Consider the following 14,466-nt stretch of genomic DNA (forward strand, 5'->3'; position numbering starts at 1 on the left):
CCGGACTCCTCCCCGGACGACAGAAGGCATTCACATGAGCGACATCAACGCGTTCATCGACGACAAGGTGAAGAACAACGACGTGTTCCTGTTCATGAAGGGCACGCCGGATTTCCCGATGTGCGGCTTCTCGGGCCGCGTCGTCCAGATCCTCGGCTATCTCGGCGTCGATTACGACAGCGCCAATGTGCTCGAGAACCAGGAGCTGCGCGAGGGCATCAAGGCCTATGCCAACTGGCCGACCATCCCGCAGCTCTACATCAAGGGCGAGTTCATCGGCGGCGCCGACATCGTCACCGAGATGTTCCAGGCCGGCGAACTGCAATCGCACCTCGCCGACAAGGGCATCGCGGTCAAGCAGACCGCCTGACGCCTTCGCCACGTTGCAAACATGGCCGTGCCCTCGGGCGCGGCCTTTCTGTTTTGTCAGGCAGAGCGGCGCACCAGCGCCACGGCCGCCTCGCTGGCGGGAACGTCGGCGGCGAACCGCAGTTCGCGCAGCGGCCGCACCCGGCGCGTTGCCTCGGCATAGGTCGGATGCGCCTTGTAGGCCGCCAGCGCCGCCGCATCGGCGAACTCGGCGTAGACCACCACATCCACATCGTTGCCGATCTGGTCGACCTTGCTGTTGCGGGTCACTTCAAAATGCGTCGAATGCGGAATCGTGCCGAGCAATTCGAGCCCCTCGACGATGGCGTCGAGTTGGTCTGGGTCCTTGGCGGTGAAGAACACGATATGGCGTATCACGGGCGACTCCGTTGCTGCCCTGTAGATAATCCCCTGCGCCGCGCGATCAACTGCGGCATGGCGTCCGCCATCACTTTGGGTGATCGCACGCATCAGAGAAATGCGTTTCTGTGATCCGTTCGGGGGGTGTAAGTACACGGGGCTCCTCCAATCCTCCGAGTCCCCCGCTCATGTCCTCGATCACCGCCTCCCGTTCCGTGGCGACGCCGCTCGTCGCCCTGATCATCTGTGGCTGCATCATCGCGGCGGTGACCAACGGCATCCGCACCAGCTTCGGCCTGCTGACCCTCCCGATGACCGCCGATCTCGGGCTGACGCGCGAGGCGTGGGGCATGGCCATGGCGATCCAGAACCTCGCCTGGGGCATCGCACAGCCCTTCGCTGGTGGCCTCGCCGACCGCTACGGCACCGCCAAGGTGATCATCGGCGGCCTCTTGGTCTATGCGCTCGGCCTCGCCCTCATGGTGATCTCGCCCAGCGGCTCGGTGCTGAACCTCACGGCCGGTGTTATCGTCGGCGTCGGCATCGCCACCTCGTCCTTCTCCATCGTGATGATCGCGTTCGGCCGCAGCGTGCCGCAGGAAAAGCGCAGCCTCGTGTTCGGCGTCGCTACGGCAGCATCGTCGTTCGGCCAGTTCGCCTTCGCGCCGATCGGCCAGTCCTTCATTACCAATTTCGGCTGGCAGACCACCCTGCTCTACGCCGCCACCATCCTTGCGCTGGTGATCCCGCTCACCTACGCCCTGCGCGGCCGCACCGAGCGGGCCGCCGGCCAGGCCGACCTCAAGTTCATGCAGGCGCTGAGCCGTGCCTGGGGCCATGGGTCCTATCGGCTATTGGTCATCGGCTTCTTCGTCTGCGGCTTCCACCTCGCCTTCGTCAACGTCCACATGCCGGCCTATCTGGTGCAGTGCGGCCTTGCCCCCGAAGTCGGCAGCTGGGCCATCGCCGTCATCGGGCTGTTCAACATTGTGGGTTCGCTGCTCGCCGGCTACCTCGGCGGCCGGCTGCCCAAGCAATTGCTGCTCGCCTCGATCTACTTCAGCCGCGCCGTCGCCATCGGGCTGTTCGTGCTGTTCCCCGTCACCGAGGTCAGCGCCTACATGTTCGCCGCGGCGATGGGCCTGCTCTGGCTCTCCACCGTGCCGCTGACCGCCGGGCTCGTCTCGCTGTTCTTCGGCGCCCGCTACATGGGCATGCTCTACGGCGTCGCCTTTTTCAGCCATCAGCTCGGCTCGTTCACCGGCGTATGGCTGGGCGGCTTCGTCTACGATCACACCGGCTCCTACAGCCTCGTTTGGTACCTGGGCATCCTGCTCGGCCTCGGCTCAGCAGCCCTCCACCTGCCGATCCGCGAACTCAGTGCCAAGTCGTTCCAGCTGAAGCCGGCTCAATAGCCTCAGCCTTTCGTCAGTATTGATCAACGCCGGGTTGCCAAAGGCCGGAGATGCGCGCATCTTCCCGGCCTTTCCGGCCCCCTCCCGGCCATTCTGAGCCCAAACATGTCCAGTACAACTGTTGCAACGCGGGACCTGTCCCGCGTCGAGTTCATTGCCCTTATGGCCGCCCTGATGGCGCTCAACGCTCTCGCCATCGACGTGATGCTGCCGGCGCTGCCCTACATGGGTGAGGCCCTCGGCATTAGCCACGAGAACGAGCGGCAGTTCGTGGTCGGCGTCTACATGCTCGGCTTCGGCTTCGCGCAGCTGATCTTCGGCCCACTCACCGATCGCTTCGGCCGGCGCGGGCCGCTGCTCGTCGGGCTGGTGATCTATGTGGTCTGCGCCTTCGCCGCCGTGTTCGCCCCGACCTTCGCCATCCTGCTCGCTATCCGCTTCACCCAAGGGCTCGGTGCCGCCGCGACGCGGGTCATCGCCACCTCGGTGGTGCGCGACAAGTTCTCCGGCCGCGCCATGGCCGAGGTGATGTCGCTCACCTTCATGGTGTTCATGGTCATCCCAATCGTCGCCCCCGGCATCGGCCAGGTGATCCTGCTGTCCGGCCCGTGGCAGTACATCTTCCTGTTCATGGGCGGCCTCGCGACGGTGATCAGCCTGTGGGCGTTCTTCCGCCTGCCGGAGACGCTCCATCCGGAATATCGCCGGCCGCTGCGGCTGAGCGTCATCGCCGAGGGTTTCCGGCTGGTGTTCACTAACCGCTCGGCGCTGTTCTACGGCCTTGCGGGCATGTTCCTGTTCGGCGCCATGTTCGGCTTCATCTCGACCAGCCAGCAGATCTTCGTCGAGATCTTCGGGCTCGGGGCGCTCTTCCCCGTCGCCTTTGCGCTGATGGCCGGCACCATGTCGATCGGTGCCTTCACCAACTCGAAGATCGTGCGCCGCTTCGGCATGCGCCGGCTGAGCCACTTCGCCATCCTCGTCTATGTCGGCGCAGCCTCGATCCTCCTCGCCTTCAGCCTTGGCGGGTTCATGCCGCTCTGGCTGTTCTTCGGCGTGGTGCTGGTAGTGCAGTGGATGTTCGGCTGGGCTGCCTCGAACATGAACTCGCTGTCCATGGAGCCGCTCGGTGCCGTCGCCGGCACCGCTGCTTCGGTGTTCGGCTTCACCCAGACGGTGGGCGGCGCGCTGCTCGGCACCGTCATCGGCCAACAGTTCAATGGCACGGTGACGCCGGTCGTCGCCGGCTACGTGACCATGGGGCTGTTGGCGCTCGGCAGCGTGCTGATCGCCGAAAAGGGCAAGCTGTTCGGCGTGAGCCCGCAATACGCGCACCCCGGTGCCGACACGGGCCACTAGGCCCCGCCCTAGTCCTTCTTGCGACCTACGAAGATGGTCCAGCCGAGCAGCGGCCGGATCGTCTTCTGGTAATACATCCAGTCGCTGCGGCTCTTCTCCAGCACCGCGGCATGGTCCGCGTGCTTTGGGTTCTCGCGCGCCCAGGTCAGCGTCGCGTGCCGATGGTGGCTGGTGTAGCGCTCGAAATCCGCCTCCGAGGCACTGATCGTTGCCGACACCTCGGCGCCGTGGCGCTCGACTACCCCCATCATGTCCACCGTATTGGGTGGCAGGATATCACCCTTCGGCACCGCTGGCGGGTGCTTCAGCACCAGGTCGCCCAGCACCACCGACCCGCCAGGCTTGGTCGCCGCCGCCATCCATTCCAGCGCCTGCGGCACCTCGCCGATGGCGAACGAAGCGCCGAGGCAGAGCACGATGTCGTACGAAGCCGGCTCGACCTTGAAGGTCTTTGCCGATGCATTGTGAAAGGTCAGGCGCCCTCGTGCCGGTGGCTTGCGCCGGGCGACCTCGAGAAACCGCGGGTTGATGTCGATGCCGACGCCCTCGATGGCGTGCTTCTCCGCCCATTGCCGCATCAGCCAGGCCTTGCCGCAGCCGATATCGAGCACGCTGAGCCCATCGCGCACGTCGCAATAATCGTCCAGCAACCGCAGCTTGCGGTCGGTGATCGGGTTCTGGATCTCGATATCGCGCTCGGCGATCGCCCAGTAGTTCAGGTTGTCCAAACCGCGTCTCCCCTCGCCGATTTAGACCGCCACTATAGCGTAAACACCTCTGCGCGCAGTAAATTCCAGGTATCGCGATTGCTGGCAATTAGTAACCCGCCCTCGCGGTGGCTGGGGAGGTAAGCTGATCCGTCGAAGCGCGCCACGTGGCCCCCGGCCTCCTGCGAGATGAGGCACCCACCGAGGTGGTCCCACGGCATCAGCTTGTTGAACGCCACGAAATGCGAAAACCCGCTCGCGAACGTGCGGTAGTCGTGCCCGGCGACCCGATAGTTCGCGGCCACCCGGATCTTGGCGAGGTTGGCCAACACCGTGGGCTTGCTCTCCGCCGGCAGGAAGGTGATCGAGACGTGCCCCACGAGGTCGCCCAACCCCGGCGCCGTCGCCACCTCCAGCCGCCACTGCGTGCCATCCGGCCGCCGCTGCCACGCGCCGCCACCCTTCTCGGCCAGCACCCAATCGTCGCCCATCGGGTCATAGATGATGCCGGCAATGGTCTCGCCGTTCCGCACCACCGCCGCCATGGTGGCGAACAGTGGCAGCCCGGCCGCGAAATTGGCCGTCCCGTCGACCGGGTCGACCACGATGGCGAACTCGGCGCGGTCCAGCTCATCGAGCAGCGCCGGATTGGCCGCCACCGACTCCTCGCCGACGAACAGCGCCTCCGGCCAGGCCTCTTCCACCGCCGCCTTGATCCGCCGCTCCGCTTGCTCGTCCGCCTCGGTCACGAGATCGATGGCATCCGTCTTCTGCCGCACCATCCCGGCGTCGAGATGCCGGAAGCGCGGCAGGATTTCTGCCTTGGCGGCATCGCGGAGGATGACGGCCAGGCGGTCGATATCGAAGGAGGACATGGTCAACTCTTGGTCGGTGTGGTCGGGTCAGTCGCCGGTGGCGGTCGAGGCGTTCTGCAGCCCGAGGAAGTCGAACAGCTTTGGGTCGAGCAGATGGCTCGGCCGCACATTGCCCAGCGCCCGGATCATGATGTCCTTGCGCCCCGGCATCCGTTTTTCGATGTCGTTGAGCATCGCCTTCATGGCATTGCGCTCGAGCCCCTCCTGCGAGCCGCAGAGGTCGCAGGGAATGATCGGGAAGGCCATGTGCTCGGCAAACTTCTCGAGGTCAGGCTCGGCGCAATAGATCATCGGCCGCAGCACCTCGACGTCGCCGTCGTCGTTCATCAGCCGCGGCGGCATGGCCGCGAGCTTGCCGCCATGGAACAGGTTCATGAAGAACGTCTCGAGGCTATCCTCGCGATGATGCCCCAGCACCAGCGCCGAACAGCCCTCCTCCCGCGCGATGCGGTAGAGGTTGCCGCGCCTGAGCCGCGAGCAGAGCGAGCAATAGGTCGCCCCGGCCGGTAGCGTGCTGGTCACCACCGAGTAGGTGTCCCGGTACTCGATCCGGTGCGCGATGCCGTGCTTGGTCAGCCACTCCGGCAGGATGTGCTTGGGAAAGTTCGGCTGCCCCTGGTCGAGGTTGCAGGCGATCAGTTCCACCGGCAGCAGCCCCCGCCACTTCAAATCGAGCAGCAGCGCCAGCATCCCATAGCTGTCCTTGCCACCCGAAATGGCCACCAGCCACTTCTCTCCGGCCCGTGCCATCCCGAACTTCTCGATCGCCTCGCGCATATTGCGGACGAGGCGTTTCCTGAGCTTGTTGAACTCGACGCTGCGCGGCGCCGCCGCGAACAGCGGATGCGCGCCGGACAGGTCTTCGGCCAAGGAGTCGGCTTGGGCTTCGAGCACGGCTGGGCTGACGATCTGGTTCATGGGCCGACCTGATACCAAACCCCGCGCCTTACCGGAAGCTTTCGGGGATTTTAACTCGCGGCAAGGTTGGCCCTGATTTCTTGCCGGTCGCGGATTTAGTCAGTTAGATGACACGACCTTCCGGAACCCCAAGGAGTCTCCCTTGTTCCGCTCATTCTTCCCCGAACCCAAGCTGTTCTTCTCATCGGCGGTCATCTGGCTGCTGGCAGCGACGCTGATCTGGTTCACGCTTGGCGCACCGATCCGCTCCGCCATCAGTATCGACCGCTTCCTCGCCCCCGCCATCTGCGCACCGGCGGCTACTGCGGGCGATCAACCCGCGGCAGACTCAGCGACACCGGCAACCCCGAACGCCCCGGCAGCTACAGACGCCACAACACCTGCGGCCGCGCCCGCCAACTGCGTCGCCCAGGACACCAACTTCCTCAATGGCGAGAAGATCTGGGAGTACCAGTATGTCCTGATGATCGCCCTGATCTTCTGTATCTTCTGGTACTTCTACAAGCGAAACGAGTGGTATTGGTGGTCGGTGGCGTCCTCGGTCGTCATCCTGCTCGTCCTCTATTTCAACGTGCAGGTCGACGCCTGGATAAATGCCTGGTCCGGCACCTTTTTCGATATGGTCCAGCAGGCATTGAGCCAACCAAGATCCGTCGATCCGGGCCAGTTCTACGGCCAGGTCTTCCTGCTCTTCGCCGTGCTGATGCCCAACATCCTGGTGCTGGTGCTGCTGAATTTCTACACGTCGCACTACATCTTCCGTTGGCGGAAGGCGATGAACTCCTACTACATGGCCTACTGGCCCGCGATCCGCACCACCGAAGGCGCCGCGCAGCGCGTCCAGGAAGACACCATGCGCTTCGCCGACACGGTGGAAGACCTGGGCACCAGCTTCTTCTCGTCGCTGATCACCCTCGTAGTGTTCCTGCCCCTGCTGTGGGGCTTCTCGCAGCACATCACCGAATTGCCGATCCTCGGAGCTGTGCCGGGCAGCCTCGTCTGGGTGGCGTTGATCGCAGCGGCCTTGGGCACTGCGATGCTGGCTGTCGTCGGCATCCGGCTACCCGGTCTCAACTTCCAGAACCAGCGAGTTGAGGCGGCGCTCCGTAAGGAGCTGGTCTATGGCGAGGATGATGCTGGCCGTGCCGAGCCGCTGACGGCACGGGAGCTCTTCGCCAACGTGCAGAAGAACTACTTCCGGCTCTATTTCCACTACACGTACTTCAACCTGGCGCGGTACGCGTACCTCAACCTCGTCGGCTATGTGCCGCTGCTCGCCATGTCGCCGTCTATCCTGGCCGGCACGCTGACGCTTGGTCTCTACCAGCAGATATCGACGGCGTTCAGCCAGGTGTCCTCGTCGTTCCAGTTCTTCGCGCGAGCCTGGACGACGATCGTGAACCTGCTCTCGGTCTACCAGCGGCTCCACCACTTCGAGAGCTTCATTCCGGTCGACCAGGCGCCGATCAAGGAGTCGGTCACGGGAGCCGCCGGCGCCTGAGCCGAGGCAGCTACAAGCCGCCAGCCCAAACAAAAGGGCCGCCCCATCGGGGCGGCCCTTTCCAATTCCAGTGATGCTCCCGCGCGATTAGCGCGAGTAGAATTCCACCACGAGGTTCGGTTCCATCTGGACCGGATACGGCACGTCGGCAAGGGCCGGGACGCGCACGTAGACGGCGGTCTGCTTGCCGTGATCGACTTCCACGTACTCAGGAATGTCGCGCTCGCCGAGCTGGTTGGCTTCGAGCACGATGCCGAGCTGCTTGGAACGCTCCTTGATCTCGACCTTGTCGCCAACCTTCACCTGGTAGGAGGGAATGTTGACGCGCTTGCCGTTGACCAGGATGTGGCCGTGCGACACGAACTGGCGGGCCGCAAACACGGTCGGCACGAACTTGGCGCGGTAGACGATGGCATCGAGACGGCTCTCGAGCAGGCCGATCAGGCGCTCGCCGGTATCACCCTTCACGCGGGCGGCTTCGGTGTAGAGCTTCTTGAAGGCCTTCTCGGTGATCGAACCGTAGTAGCCCTTGAGCTTCTGCTTGGCGCGCAGCTGCAGACCGTAGTCGGAGGTCTTGCCCTTGCGGCGCTGGCCGTGCTGGCCGGGGCCATAGGCACGGTTGTTGAGCGGGGACTTCGGACGGCCCCACAGGTTTTCGCCCAAACGGCGGTCGATCTTGTGCTTAACTGAATCGCGCTTCGACATCGGAATCCTTTCATAGATCGTCGAAAGTGATTGCGCCCTCCTCTGCCCGTCCTTGCGGAACGGACCGACAGATTCCTGAATTTCAGGGAATCCCGGGTGCGCTCGAGGAGCCCGAGGGCTCGACAAGTGGGCGCGTGATAGAGGCGGAACCCGCCGGAGTCAAGCGTCAGGCGGGCAATTCAGCCCGTGTAGCCCTCAATCACCACGATGTCGCTGTATCCCTTGTAGGCCTCGGGGTCTTCGATATCGACCGACGCGATCCAGTAGCCTCTTGGCATGGGCTGCCTCCCTCGGGACGCCGCCCTGCCCCTAGACCATCTTCCTGTCGAGCGTCCGCTGCGTGCGCAGCCCCGGGAACAACCGGCTCCAGATCACCGCTATGGCGATCGAGCCAATGCCGCCGATCACCACGGCCGGGACCGGGCCGATCAAGTGCGCCACCGTGCCGGCACGAAACTCGCCCAACTCGTTCGAGGCGCCGATGAAGACACTGTTCACGGCGTTGACGCGACCGCGCACCTCTTCCGGGGTCCAGAGCTGCATGATGGTTTCGCGGATGGTGACGCTCACCATGTCCGACGCGCCGACCAGCGCCAGAGCGGGGATCGATATCCAGGCAGTCGTCGAAAGCCCGAACAGTACCGTGAAGGCGCCGAACAGCCCTACGAACAGGAACAGGAGCCTGCCCGCATGGTCGCGGATCGGGAACCGCGTCAGCACCAGCGCCATGACGATCGCGCCGACACCCGGCGCAGCGCGGAGGAACCCGAGCTCCTGCGGTCCGGCGTGGAGGATATCCTTGGCGTAGATCGGCAGCAGCGCCACCGCTCCGCCCATCAGCACCGCGAACATGTCGAGCGAAATGGCGCCCAGCACCACCTTGTTCGAAAAGATATAGCGGAAGCCGGCCAACATGGTCTCGAGGCTGGTCGCCTGGTGCGACTCCCGCACCTGCGGCTTCGAGATCATCAGCACCGAGGCCATGGCGATGACCAGCAGCACCGCGCCGGTGCCGAACGCCACCGACGGCGCGATGCCATAAAGCAGCCCGCCCACGGCAGGTCCGGCGATCGAGGCGAACTGCCAGGCCGACATGTTGGTCGTAATGGCATTGGCCAGCGCCTCGGGCGGCACCAGGTTCGGCGCCAGCGATTGCGCCGCCGGGCTCCAGAATGCCCGCGCCGTACCGAGCACAACCAGGATGGCGAAGATCGGCCACACCTCATGCGCCTGAGCATTGACGAAAGCCAGGAACCCCAACGCGCACAGCAGTTCGACCCCGAGGCAGATCGCCATGATCAGCCGACGGTTGAAGCGATCGGCGGTGAGCCCGGTGACGAGTATCAGCACCAGCGCCGGCAGGAACAACGAGAGCCCAACCAGCCCGAGCAGGAACGCCTCGCCGGTCACGTCGTAGATCTGCCAGGCGATCGACACCGACATGATCTGCACCGCGAAGCTGACCAGCAGCGTCGTGAGCCAGAAGAAGCGGAAGTTGCGGTAGCTGAAGGCGAGCTTGGATGGCTCGGCGGTGGCGGCTGAGGTCATGGTGCCCGCTGATGCCACGCCGCACAACGGCGCGTCAAAGCATACTTGGCACCGGAGGGCTCAACTTTCGTCAGCGCTCTTCCTCTTGCGCCCCTGTCGCAGGTGCGAGCGATCGATCGACGAAATCACCCCGCGCAGCGTGCGGATTTCCTGCGTCGACAGCTGCGCCCGGCTGAACGCGGCGCGGAGGTTATCGACCATCGTCGGCCGCTTGTCCGCGGTCTTGAAGAAGCCGGTACGATCGAGCGTCTCCTCGAGGTGCAGGAACAGCCCGATCAATTCCTCGCGCGGCGCGATCGGATCGAGCCCGCCGGTGAAGGGCAGCACCTCGCCCTTGTCCGCTTGCTGGCGCCACTCGTACGCCATCAGCAGCACCGCCTGCGCGATATTCAGCGATGCGAACGCCGCCTCCACCGGAAAAGTAACGATCGCATCGGCCAGCGCCACTTCCTCGTTATAGAGCCCCCAGCGTTCCCGCCCGAACAGCAACCCGGCCTTGGCCCCGCCGGCAATGTGCGAGATCATCCGCTGTGCCCCTTCCTCGGGACCATAGACCGGCTTCTGCATGTCGCGGCGGCGGGCAGTCGTCGCGAACACGAGCGACAGGTCGGCGATCGCTTCCTCCACCGTCGCGAACACCCGGACCTTTTCGATCACATGGTCAGCTCGCGACGCCGCCGCGATGGCGCGTTCGTTCGGCCACGGGTCGCGCGGGTTGACGATCCGCAGGTCCCACAGCCCGAAATTGGCCATCGCCCGCGCCGCCGTCCCGATATTCTCGCCCAGTTGCGGCTCGCAGAGGATGATGGCAGGGCTCGGCCGATAGCTGAACTCCTGCGACTTGTCGGTTCCGGCCATGCGGCAACTGCTCCCGTTCGGCCGGGAGATAGGGCCTAAGCGGCACCAAGATCAAGCGCCCTGCGTCACGCCACCATATGGCGGTTGAGTTCCTTCACCTTGGTGCCCCGCAGCCATTCGCGATCGAGGATGGCGAAATGCAGTTCCTCGTCCCATTCGCCCTGGAACAACGCGTGCTCCCGATAATGCGCCTCGAGCCGCATGCCGAGGTCCTTCAGCAGCTTCGCCGAAGGCTGGTTTCCCCCTGAGGTGCGCGCAAAAATCCGATGCAGCCCGAGATCGTTGAAACCGATGTCCAGCGCCGCTCGCACGGCTTCGCGCGCATAGCCTTGCCGGCGCTGTGCCGGGCTGAGAATGAAGCGCAGTTCCGCTTGCCCCGCCGTGGCGTCGGTCCAGCGCAGCGACACCTGCCCAACCAGCAGATCGTCGGATTTGCGCACCACGGCGAGCGTGATGATGTCGCCCGGCCGGTGCAGTCGCTGCTGCGCGCACATCGCGTCCAGCGCCGCCTTCACCTCCACCCGATCGCGCGCCTTCCAGTCGAGATAGCGCTGCACTTCCGGCAGGGCATGATAGGCCATGACGGCGTCGAGATCGGATTTCTGGAAGTTCCGAAGGACCAGCCTTTCGGTTTCGATAGGAAAATCAGGCATCGACATCTCCGCTCCTCCCACACGATTCAGGTTTACGGCGACAACGCGACTGTCTGATGGCGGTTCCTGCTTAGGCGTTGAAATTTATTGCTAAATCCCCTTGGTCTAGGGGAGAATCGCTTGGCGGCAATGGGACTTAGCGGCCGGCCCCGCTGCGCCACTCGCCTTCCAGCAGCGCATAGACGAACTCCTCGTCCCAGGCGCCCTTGACGAAGCTGTGCTCGCGGAAATGCGCCTCCCGCCGCATGCCCAGCCGCTCCATCACCTTCCACGACGCATCGTTCGCGGCGGCGCAGCGCGCATAGATCCGGTGCATCCCGGCCCCCTCGAACCCCATCCGCAGCAACACCCGCGCCGCCTCCGTGGCGTAGCCGTGGCCGTGAAATTCCGGATGGAAGATGTAGCCGATCTCGCCCTGCCGCGACGGCGCGTCGCGCAGGATCAGCGAGAGTTCGCCGATGACGTGCTGCGGCGCCAGCAACTCCGCGGCAAGGAAGATCTTGTCGCCCTCGGCCGCCAGTTCGTGCTGCCCGACCCGTTGCTGCACCACCTCGGTGACGCTCTCGTGGCTCATCGGCCCATCGAACAGATATTTCGCCACGTCCTCGCGTTGCCGATAGGCGAATACCGCGTCGACATCGCCACGGGTGAACGGGCGCAGCCGAAGTCGCTCGGTTTCGATCGGATAGTGAGGCGAATAGAGCATGGGCAAATCGTCTAGAGGCAGCGCCCGCCCCGATCAAGCAGACGGCTTGCGGATGGCAAACACCTGATGTCAGCATGCGCCATGCCCACCGCCGACAAACCCGAGATCGACCTCTCCGCCCGCTGCGCCTGCGGCCGCGTCACGCTGTCGGTGAATGGCCGCATCCGCTCGATGTTCATGTGCTCCTGCGAGGACTGCCAGCGCGCCACCGGCACCGGCCACTCCACCGTGGCGCTCGCCCGCCCTGCCGATGTCACTGTGACCGGCGACACCAGGAGCTTCGCCCGCCCCGCCCATTCCGGCGCCACCCTCACCCGCTGGTTCTGCCCGCATTGCGGCACCCCGCTCTACGCACAATCGAGCCGCGCTCCCGACCTGCTCATGCTGCCGGTCGGCCTGTTCGGCGCCGCTACGAACTGGTTCGTTCCCAACCAGCTGATCTTCGCTCGCAGCCATCGCGACTGGGATGCTCTCCCCGATGGCCTGCCGCAGCACGACACCTACCGCAAACAGGACCCCATCGCATGAGTGCAGCATCCGACGCGCTGGGCGACCGCCTGCGGCCGCTCCTCGCCCCCGGCCTTGTCGAAAAGAAGATGTTCGGCGGCATCGGCTTCATGCTCAACGGCAACATGGCGATCGGCACCACCGCCAAAGGCGACCTCCTGGTCCGCATCGATCCCGAGAAACAGGCCGCGGCCCTCGAGCGCCCGGGCGCTTACCAGATGCACATGGGCACCCGCCCAATGACCGGCTTCATCGCCGTCGACGAAACCGGCATTCCGGACGACGCCGCGCTCGGTGGCTGGATCGCCTACGCCATGCAATTCGCGGAGACCCTGCCCCCGAAATGAAATCCACCTCGACTACCATGACCCACCTCGCCGAGCGCATCCGCGACATCCTCGACGGCGATCCGCGCATCACCGAGAAGACCATGTTCGGCGGCCTGACGTTCCTGCTCAACGGCCACATCCTGGTCGGCTGCAAGAAGGACGGCCGTATCCTGCTCAGCGTCGGCAAGGACAACAACGAAGCCGCCCTCGCCCGCCCCGGCGCCACGCAGATGATCCACGGCGACAAGGCGATGCGCGGCTTCATCTGGGTCGATGCCGACGCCATCGAGGACGACGACGACCTGCGCGACTGGGTGGAAACAGCCGAGCGCTGGGTCGCCGCCATGCCGGTGAAATAGCCCGGCGCCGCCTCCGATCTAGATCGCCGAGAACACCAGTGAGGCGTTCACTCCACCAAAGCCGAACCCGTTCGAAAGCACGTGCCGCAGCGCCTTCTTCTTGGCCACCTTCGGCACCAGGTCGAAGCGCTCGCCGACATCCGGATCATCGAGGTTGAGCGTCGCCGGAACGATGCCGTGCCGGATCGCCTCGATCGAATAGACCGCTTCGATCGCGCCTGCGGCGCCCATCAGGTGGCCGGTCGAGGACTTGGTCGAGGAGATCGCGAGATCCTTGCCGCGGTTGGAGAACAGCGCGCCAATGCCGGCCAGTTCTGCCGCGTCACCCACCCCGGTCGAGGTGGAATGCGCGTTGATGTAGTCGATTTCGCCGGTCGAGAGCCCGGCCATCCTCAGCGCATTGGCCATTGCCACCTGCGCTCCCGCGCCAGTCGGCTCGCCGGAGGTGAGATGATAGGCATCCGCCGACGTCCCGTAACCGGAGAGTATCGCGAGCGGCGTCGCGCCGCGCGCCACGGCGTGGCTCAGCCGCTCGATCACCAGCACCGCCGCACCCTCGGCCAGCACGAAGCCGTCGCGCCGGCGGTCGAATGGCCGCGACGCTGCCTGTGGATCGTCGTTGAACGCGGTCGCCAGCGCCCGTGCCGCGCCGAACCCGCCCACCGAGATCATGTCCACCGATCCCTCGGCGCCCCCGACCACCGCCACTTCGGCCTCGCCCGTCAGGATCAGCCGCATACCGTCGCCGATCGCCTGGGCCGACGCCGCGCAGGCGGTGACCGGCGCCCCGATCGGCCCCTTGAAGCCGTAATTGATCGAGATCCAGCCGGCCGCCAGGTTCGGCAGGAACGCCGGCACGGTGAACGGTGACAACCGCCGCGGCCCCTTCTCGACTATCGTCTCGACCGCATGAGCCATCACCGGCGAGCCGCCGACGCCCGAGCCGATGATCGTTGCCGTCGCCGCCTGCTCTTCCGGTGTCGTCGGGTGCCAGCCAGCCTGGTCCAGCGCTTCCTGTGCCGCCACCAGTCCGTACTGGATGAACAGCCCCATCTTCTTGATATCCTTGGCGTCAATCGCCACCAGCGGATCGAAACCCTCCGGATCATCAGCCTTCTCAGGCACCAGCCCGGCGATCTTGGCGCTGTAGTCGGTTACGTCGAACCGGGTATTTGGCCCGATCCCACTCCGCCCTTCGATCAATCGAGTCCAATTGACGTCTACGCCAACCCCTAGAGGACTGACGGCGCCCATGCCGGTGACGACGATCGGATCAGCTTGAGAGGTCATCGGGTTC

17 protein-coding genes are annotated in these 14,466 nt (G+C 65.0%); 7 read left to right on the plus strand and 10 right to left on the minus strand.

Annotated features, from left to right (window positions below):
* Nucleotides 1-34: 34 nt before the first annotated feature.
* A complete protein-coding gene (grxD, locus tag AC1DWU_RS08670) occupies nucleotides 35-370 on the plus strand; it encodes a Grx4 family monothiol glutaredoxin (protein WP_477149570.1) in 336 nt (111 codons plus the stop codon).
* A gap of 56 nt (nucleotides 371-426) precedes the next feature.
* Here the strand turns inward: grxD and AC1DWU_RS08675 are convergent, their stop codons facing one another.
* Entirely contained in the window at nucleotides 427-747 is a 321-nt protein-coding gene (locus AC1DWU_RS08675) for a Dabb family protein (protein WP_477149571.1), read from the minus strand.
* A 170-nt stretch (nucleotides 748-917) separates the two neighbouring features.
* On the opposite strand from AC1DWU_RS08675, the gene AC1DWU_RS08680 reads away from it, so the two are divergent.
* Both AC1DWU_RS08680 and AC1DWU_RS08685 read left to right on the plus strand, forming a co-directional pair.
* Nucleotides 918-2,144, plus strand: coding sequence for an MFS transporter (locus tag AC1DWU_RS08680; protein WP_477149572.1), 1,227 nt, complete (start codon nucleotides 918-920; stop codon nucleotides 2,142-2,144).
* Nucleotides 2,145-2,249: 105 nt separating this feature from the next.
* Nucleotides 2,250-3,503 (plus strand): multidrug effflux MFS transporter, encoded by a 1,254-nt coding sequence (locus tag AC1DWU_RS08685; protein WP_477149573.1) that lies wholly within the window; start codon nucleotides 2,250-2,252, stop codon nucleotides 3,501-3,503.
* Nucleotides 3,504-3,511: 8 nt separating this feature from the next.
* Here AC1DWU_RS08685 and AC1DWU_RS08690 read toward each other — a convergent pair whose 3' ends face one another.
* Genes AC1DWU_RS08690 through ttcA form a run of 3 tightly spaced genes read right to left on the minus strand, consistent with a single transcriptional unit; the run spans nucleotide 3,512 to nucleotide 6,003 of the window.
* Complete coding sequence (locus AC1DWU_RS08690; protein ID WP_477149574.1) at nucleotides 3,512-4,231, minus strand: SAM-dependent methyltransferase; 720 nt, start codon at nucleotides 4,229-4,231, stop codon at nucleotides 3,512-3,514.
* A gap of 32 nt (nucleotides 4,232-4,263) precedes the next feature.
* Nucleotides 4,264-5,085 carry an inositol monophosphatase family protein gene (locus AC1DWU_RS08695; RefSeq protein WP_477149575.1) on the minus strand — a complete coding sequence of 274 codons (822 nt, stop codon included), beginning with the start codon at nucleotides 5,083-5,085 and terminating at the stop codon, nucleotides 4,264-4,266.
* A gap of 27 nt (nucleotides 5,086-5,112) precedes the next feature.
* On the minus strand, nucleotides 5,113-6,003 hold the full coding sequence (gene ttcA / locus AC1DWU_RS08700; protein ID WP_477149576.1) for a tRNA 2-thiocytidine(32) synthetase TtcA: 891 nt from the start codon (nucleotides 6,001-6,003) through the stop codon (nucleotides 5,113-5,115).
* A 142-nt stretch (nucleotides 6,004-6,145) separates the two neighbouring features.
* Here ttcA and AC1DWU_RS08705 point away from each other — a divergent pair, with 142 nt between their 5' ends.
* The gene (locus AC1DWU_RS08705) at nucleotides 6,146-7,504 is read left to right on the plus strand and encodes an SbmA/BacA-like family transporter (protein WP_477149577.1); all 1,359 of its coding nucleotides are present in this window, start codon (nucleotides 6,146-6,148) and stop codon (nucleotides 7,502-7,504) included.
* 87 nt (nucleotides 7,505-7,591) lie between these two features.
* On the opposite strand, the gene rpsD is transcribed toward AC1DWU_RS08705, so the two are convergent.
* The 5 genes from rpsD to AC1DWU_RS08730 form a co-directional block, all read right to left on the minus strand.
* Nucleotides 7,592-8,209, minus strand: coding sequence for a 30S ribosomal protein S4 (gene rpsD / locus AC1DWU_RS08710; RefSeq protein WP_477149578.1), 618 nt, complete (start codon nucleotides 8,207-8,209; stop codon nucleotides 7,592-7,594).
* 309 nt (nucleotides 8,210-8,518) lie between these two features.
* Entirely contained in the window at nucleotides 8,519-9,757 is a 1,239-nt protein-coding gene (locus AC1DWU_RS08715; RefSeq protein ID WP_477149579.1) for an MFS transporter, read from the minus strand.
* 60 nt (nucleotides 9,758-9,817) lie between these two features.
* Complete coding sequence (locus tag AC1DWU_RS08720) at nucleotides 9,818-10,615, minus strand: RNA methyltransferase (protein ID WP_477149580.1); 798 nt, start codon at nucleotides 10,613-10,615, stop codon at nucleotides 9,818-9,820.
* 65 nt (nucleotides 10,616-10,680) lie between these two features.
* Nucleotides 10,681-11,268 carry a GNAT family N-acetyltransferase gene (locus AC1DWU_RS08725; protein ID WP_477149581.1) on the minus strand — a complete coding sequence of 196 codons (588 nt, stop codon included), beginning with the start codon at nucleotides 11,266-11,268 and terminating at the stop codon, nucleotides 10,681-10,683.
* Nucleotides 11,269-11,404: 136 nt separating this feature from the next.
* Nucleotides 11,405-11,974, minus strand: coding sequence for a GNAT family N-acetyltransferase (locus tag AC1DWU_RS08730; RefSeq protein ID WP_477149582.1), 570 nt, complete (start codon nucleotides 11,972-11,974; stop codon nucleotides 11,405-11,407).
* Between the two features lie 81 nt (nucleotides 11,975-12,055).
* On the opposite strand from AC1DWU_RS08730, the gene AC1DWU_RS08735 reads away from it, so the two are divergent.
* The 3 genes from AC1DWU_RS08735 to AC1DWU_RS08745 are packed head-to-tail and all read left to right on the plus strand — an operon-like array spanning nucleotide 12,056 to nucleotide 13,169.
* On the plus strand, nucleotides 12,056-12,502 hold the full coding sequence (locus AC1DWU_RS08735) for a GFA family protein (protein ID WP_477149583.1): 447 nt from the start codon (nucleotides 12,056-12,058) through the stop codon (nucleotides 12,500-12,502).
* Entirely contained in the window at nucleotides 12,499-12,828 is a 330-nt protein-coding gene (locus tag AC1DWU_RS08740; RefSeq protein WP_477149584.1) for a TfoX/Sxy family protein, read from the plus strand. The genes AC1DWU_RS08735 and AC1DWU_RS08740 overlap by 4 nt, the downstream gene beginning before the upstream one ends.
* Nucleotides 12,825-13,169: a TfoX/Sxy family protein gene (locus AC1DWU_RS08745; protein ID WP_477149585.1), complete on the plus strand. Its 345-nt coding sequence runs from the start codon at nucleotides 12,825-12,827 to the stop codon at nucleotides 13,167-13,169. Before AC1DWU_RS08740 ends, AC1DWU_RS08745 begins: the two co-directional genes overlap by 4 nt.
* An 18-nt stretch (nucleotides 13,170-13,187) precedes the next feature.
* On the opposite strand, the gene fabF is transcribed toward AC1DWU_RS08745, so the two are convergent.
* Entirely contained in the window at nucleotides 13,188-14,459 is a 1,272-nt protein-coding gene (gene fabF / locus AC1DWU_RS08750) for a beta-ketoacyl-ACP synthase II (RefSeq protein ID WP_477149586.1), read from the minus strand.
* Nucleotides 14,460-14,466 lie beyond the last annotated feature (7 nt).

The organism is Devosia sp. P2_G7, assembly GCF_056403495.1.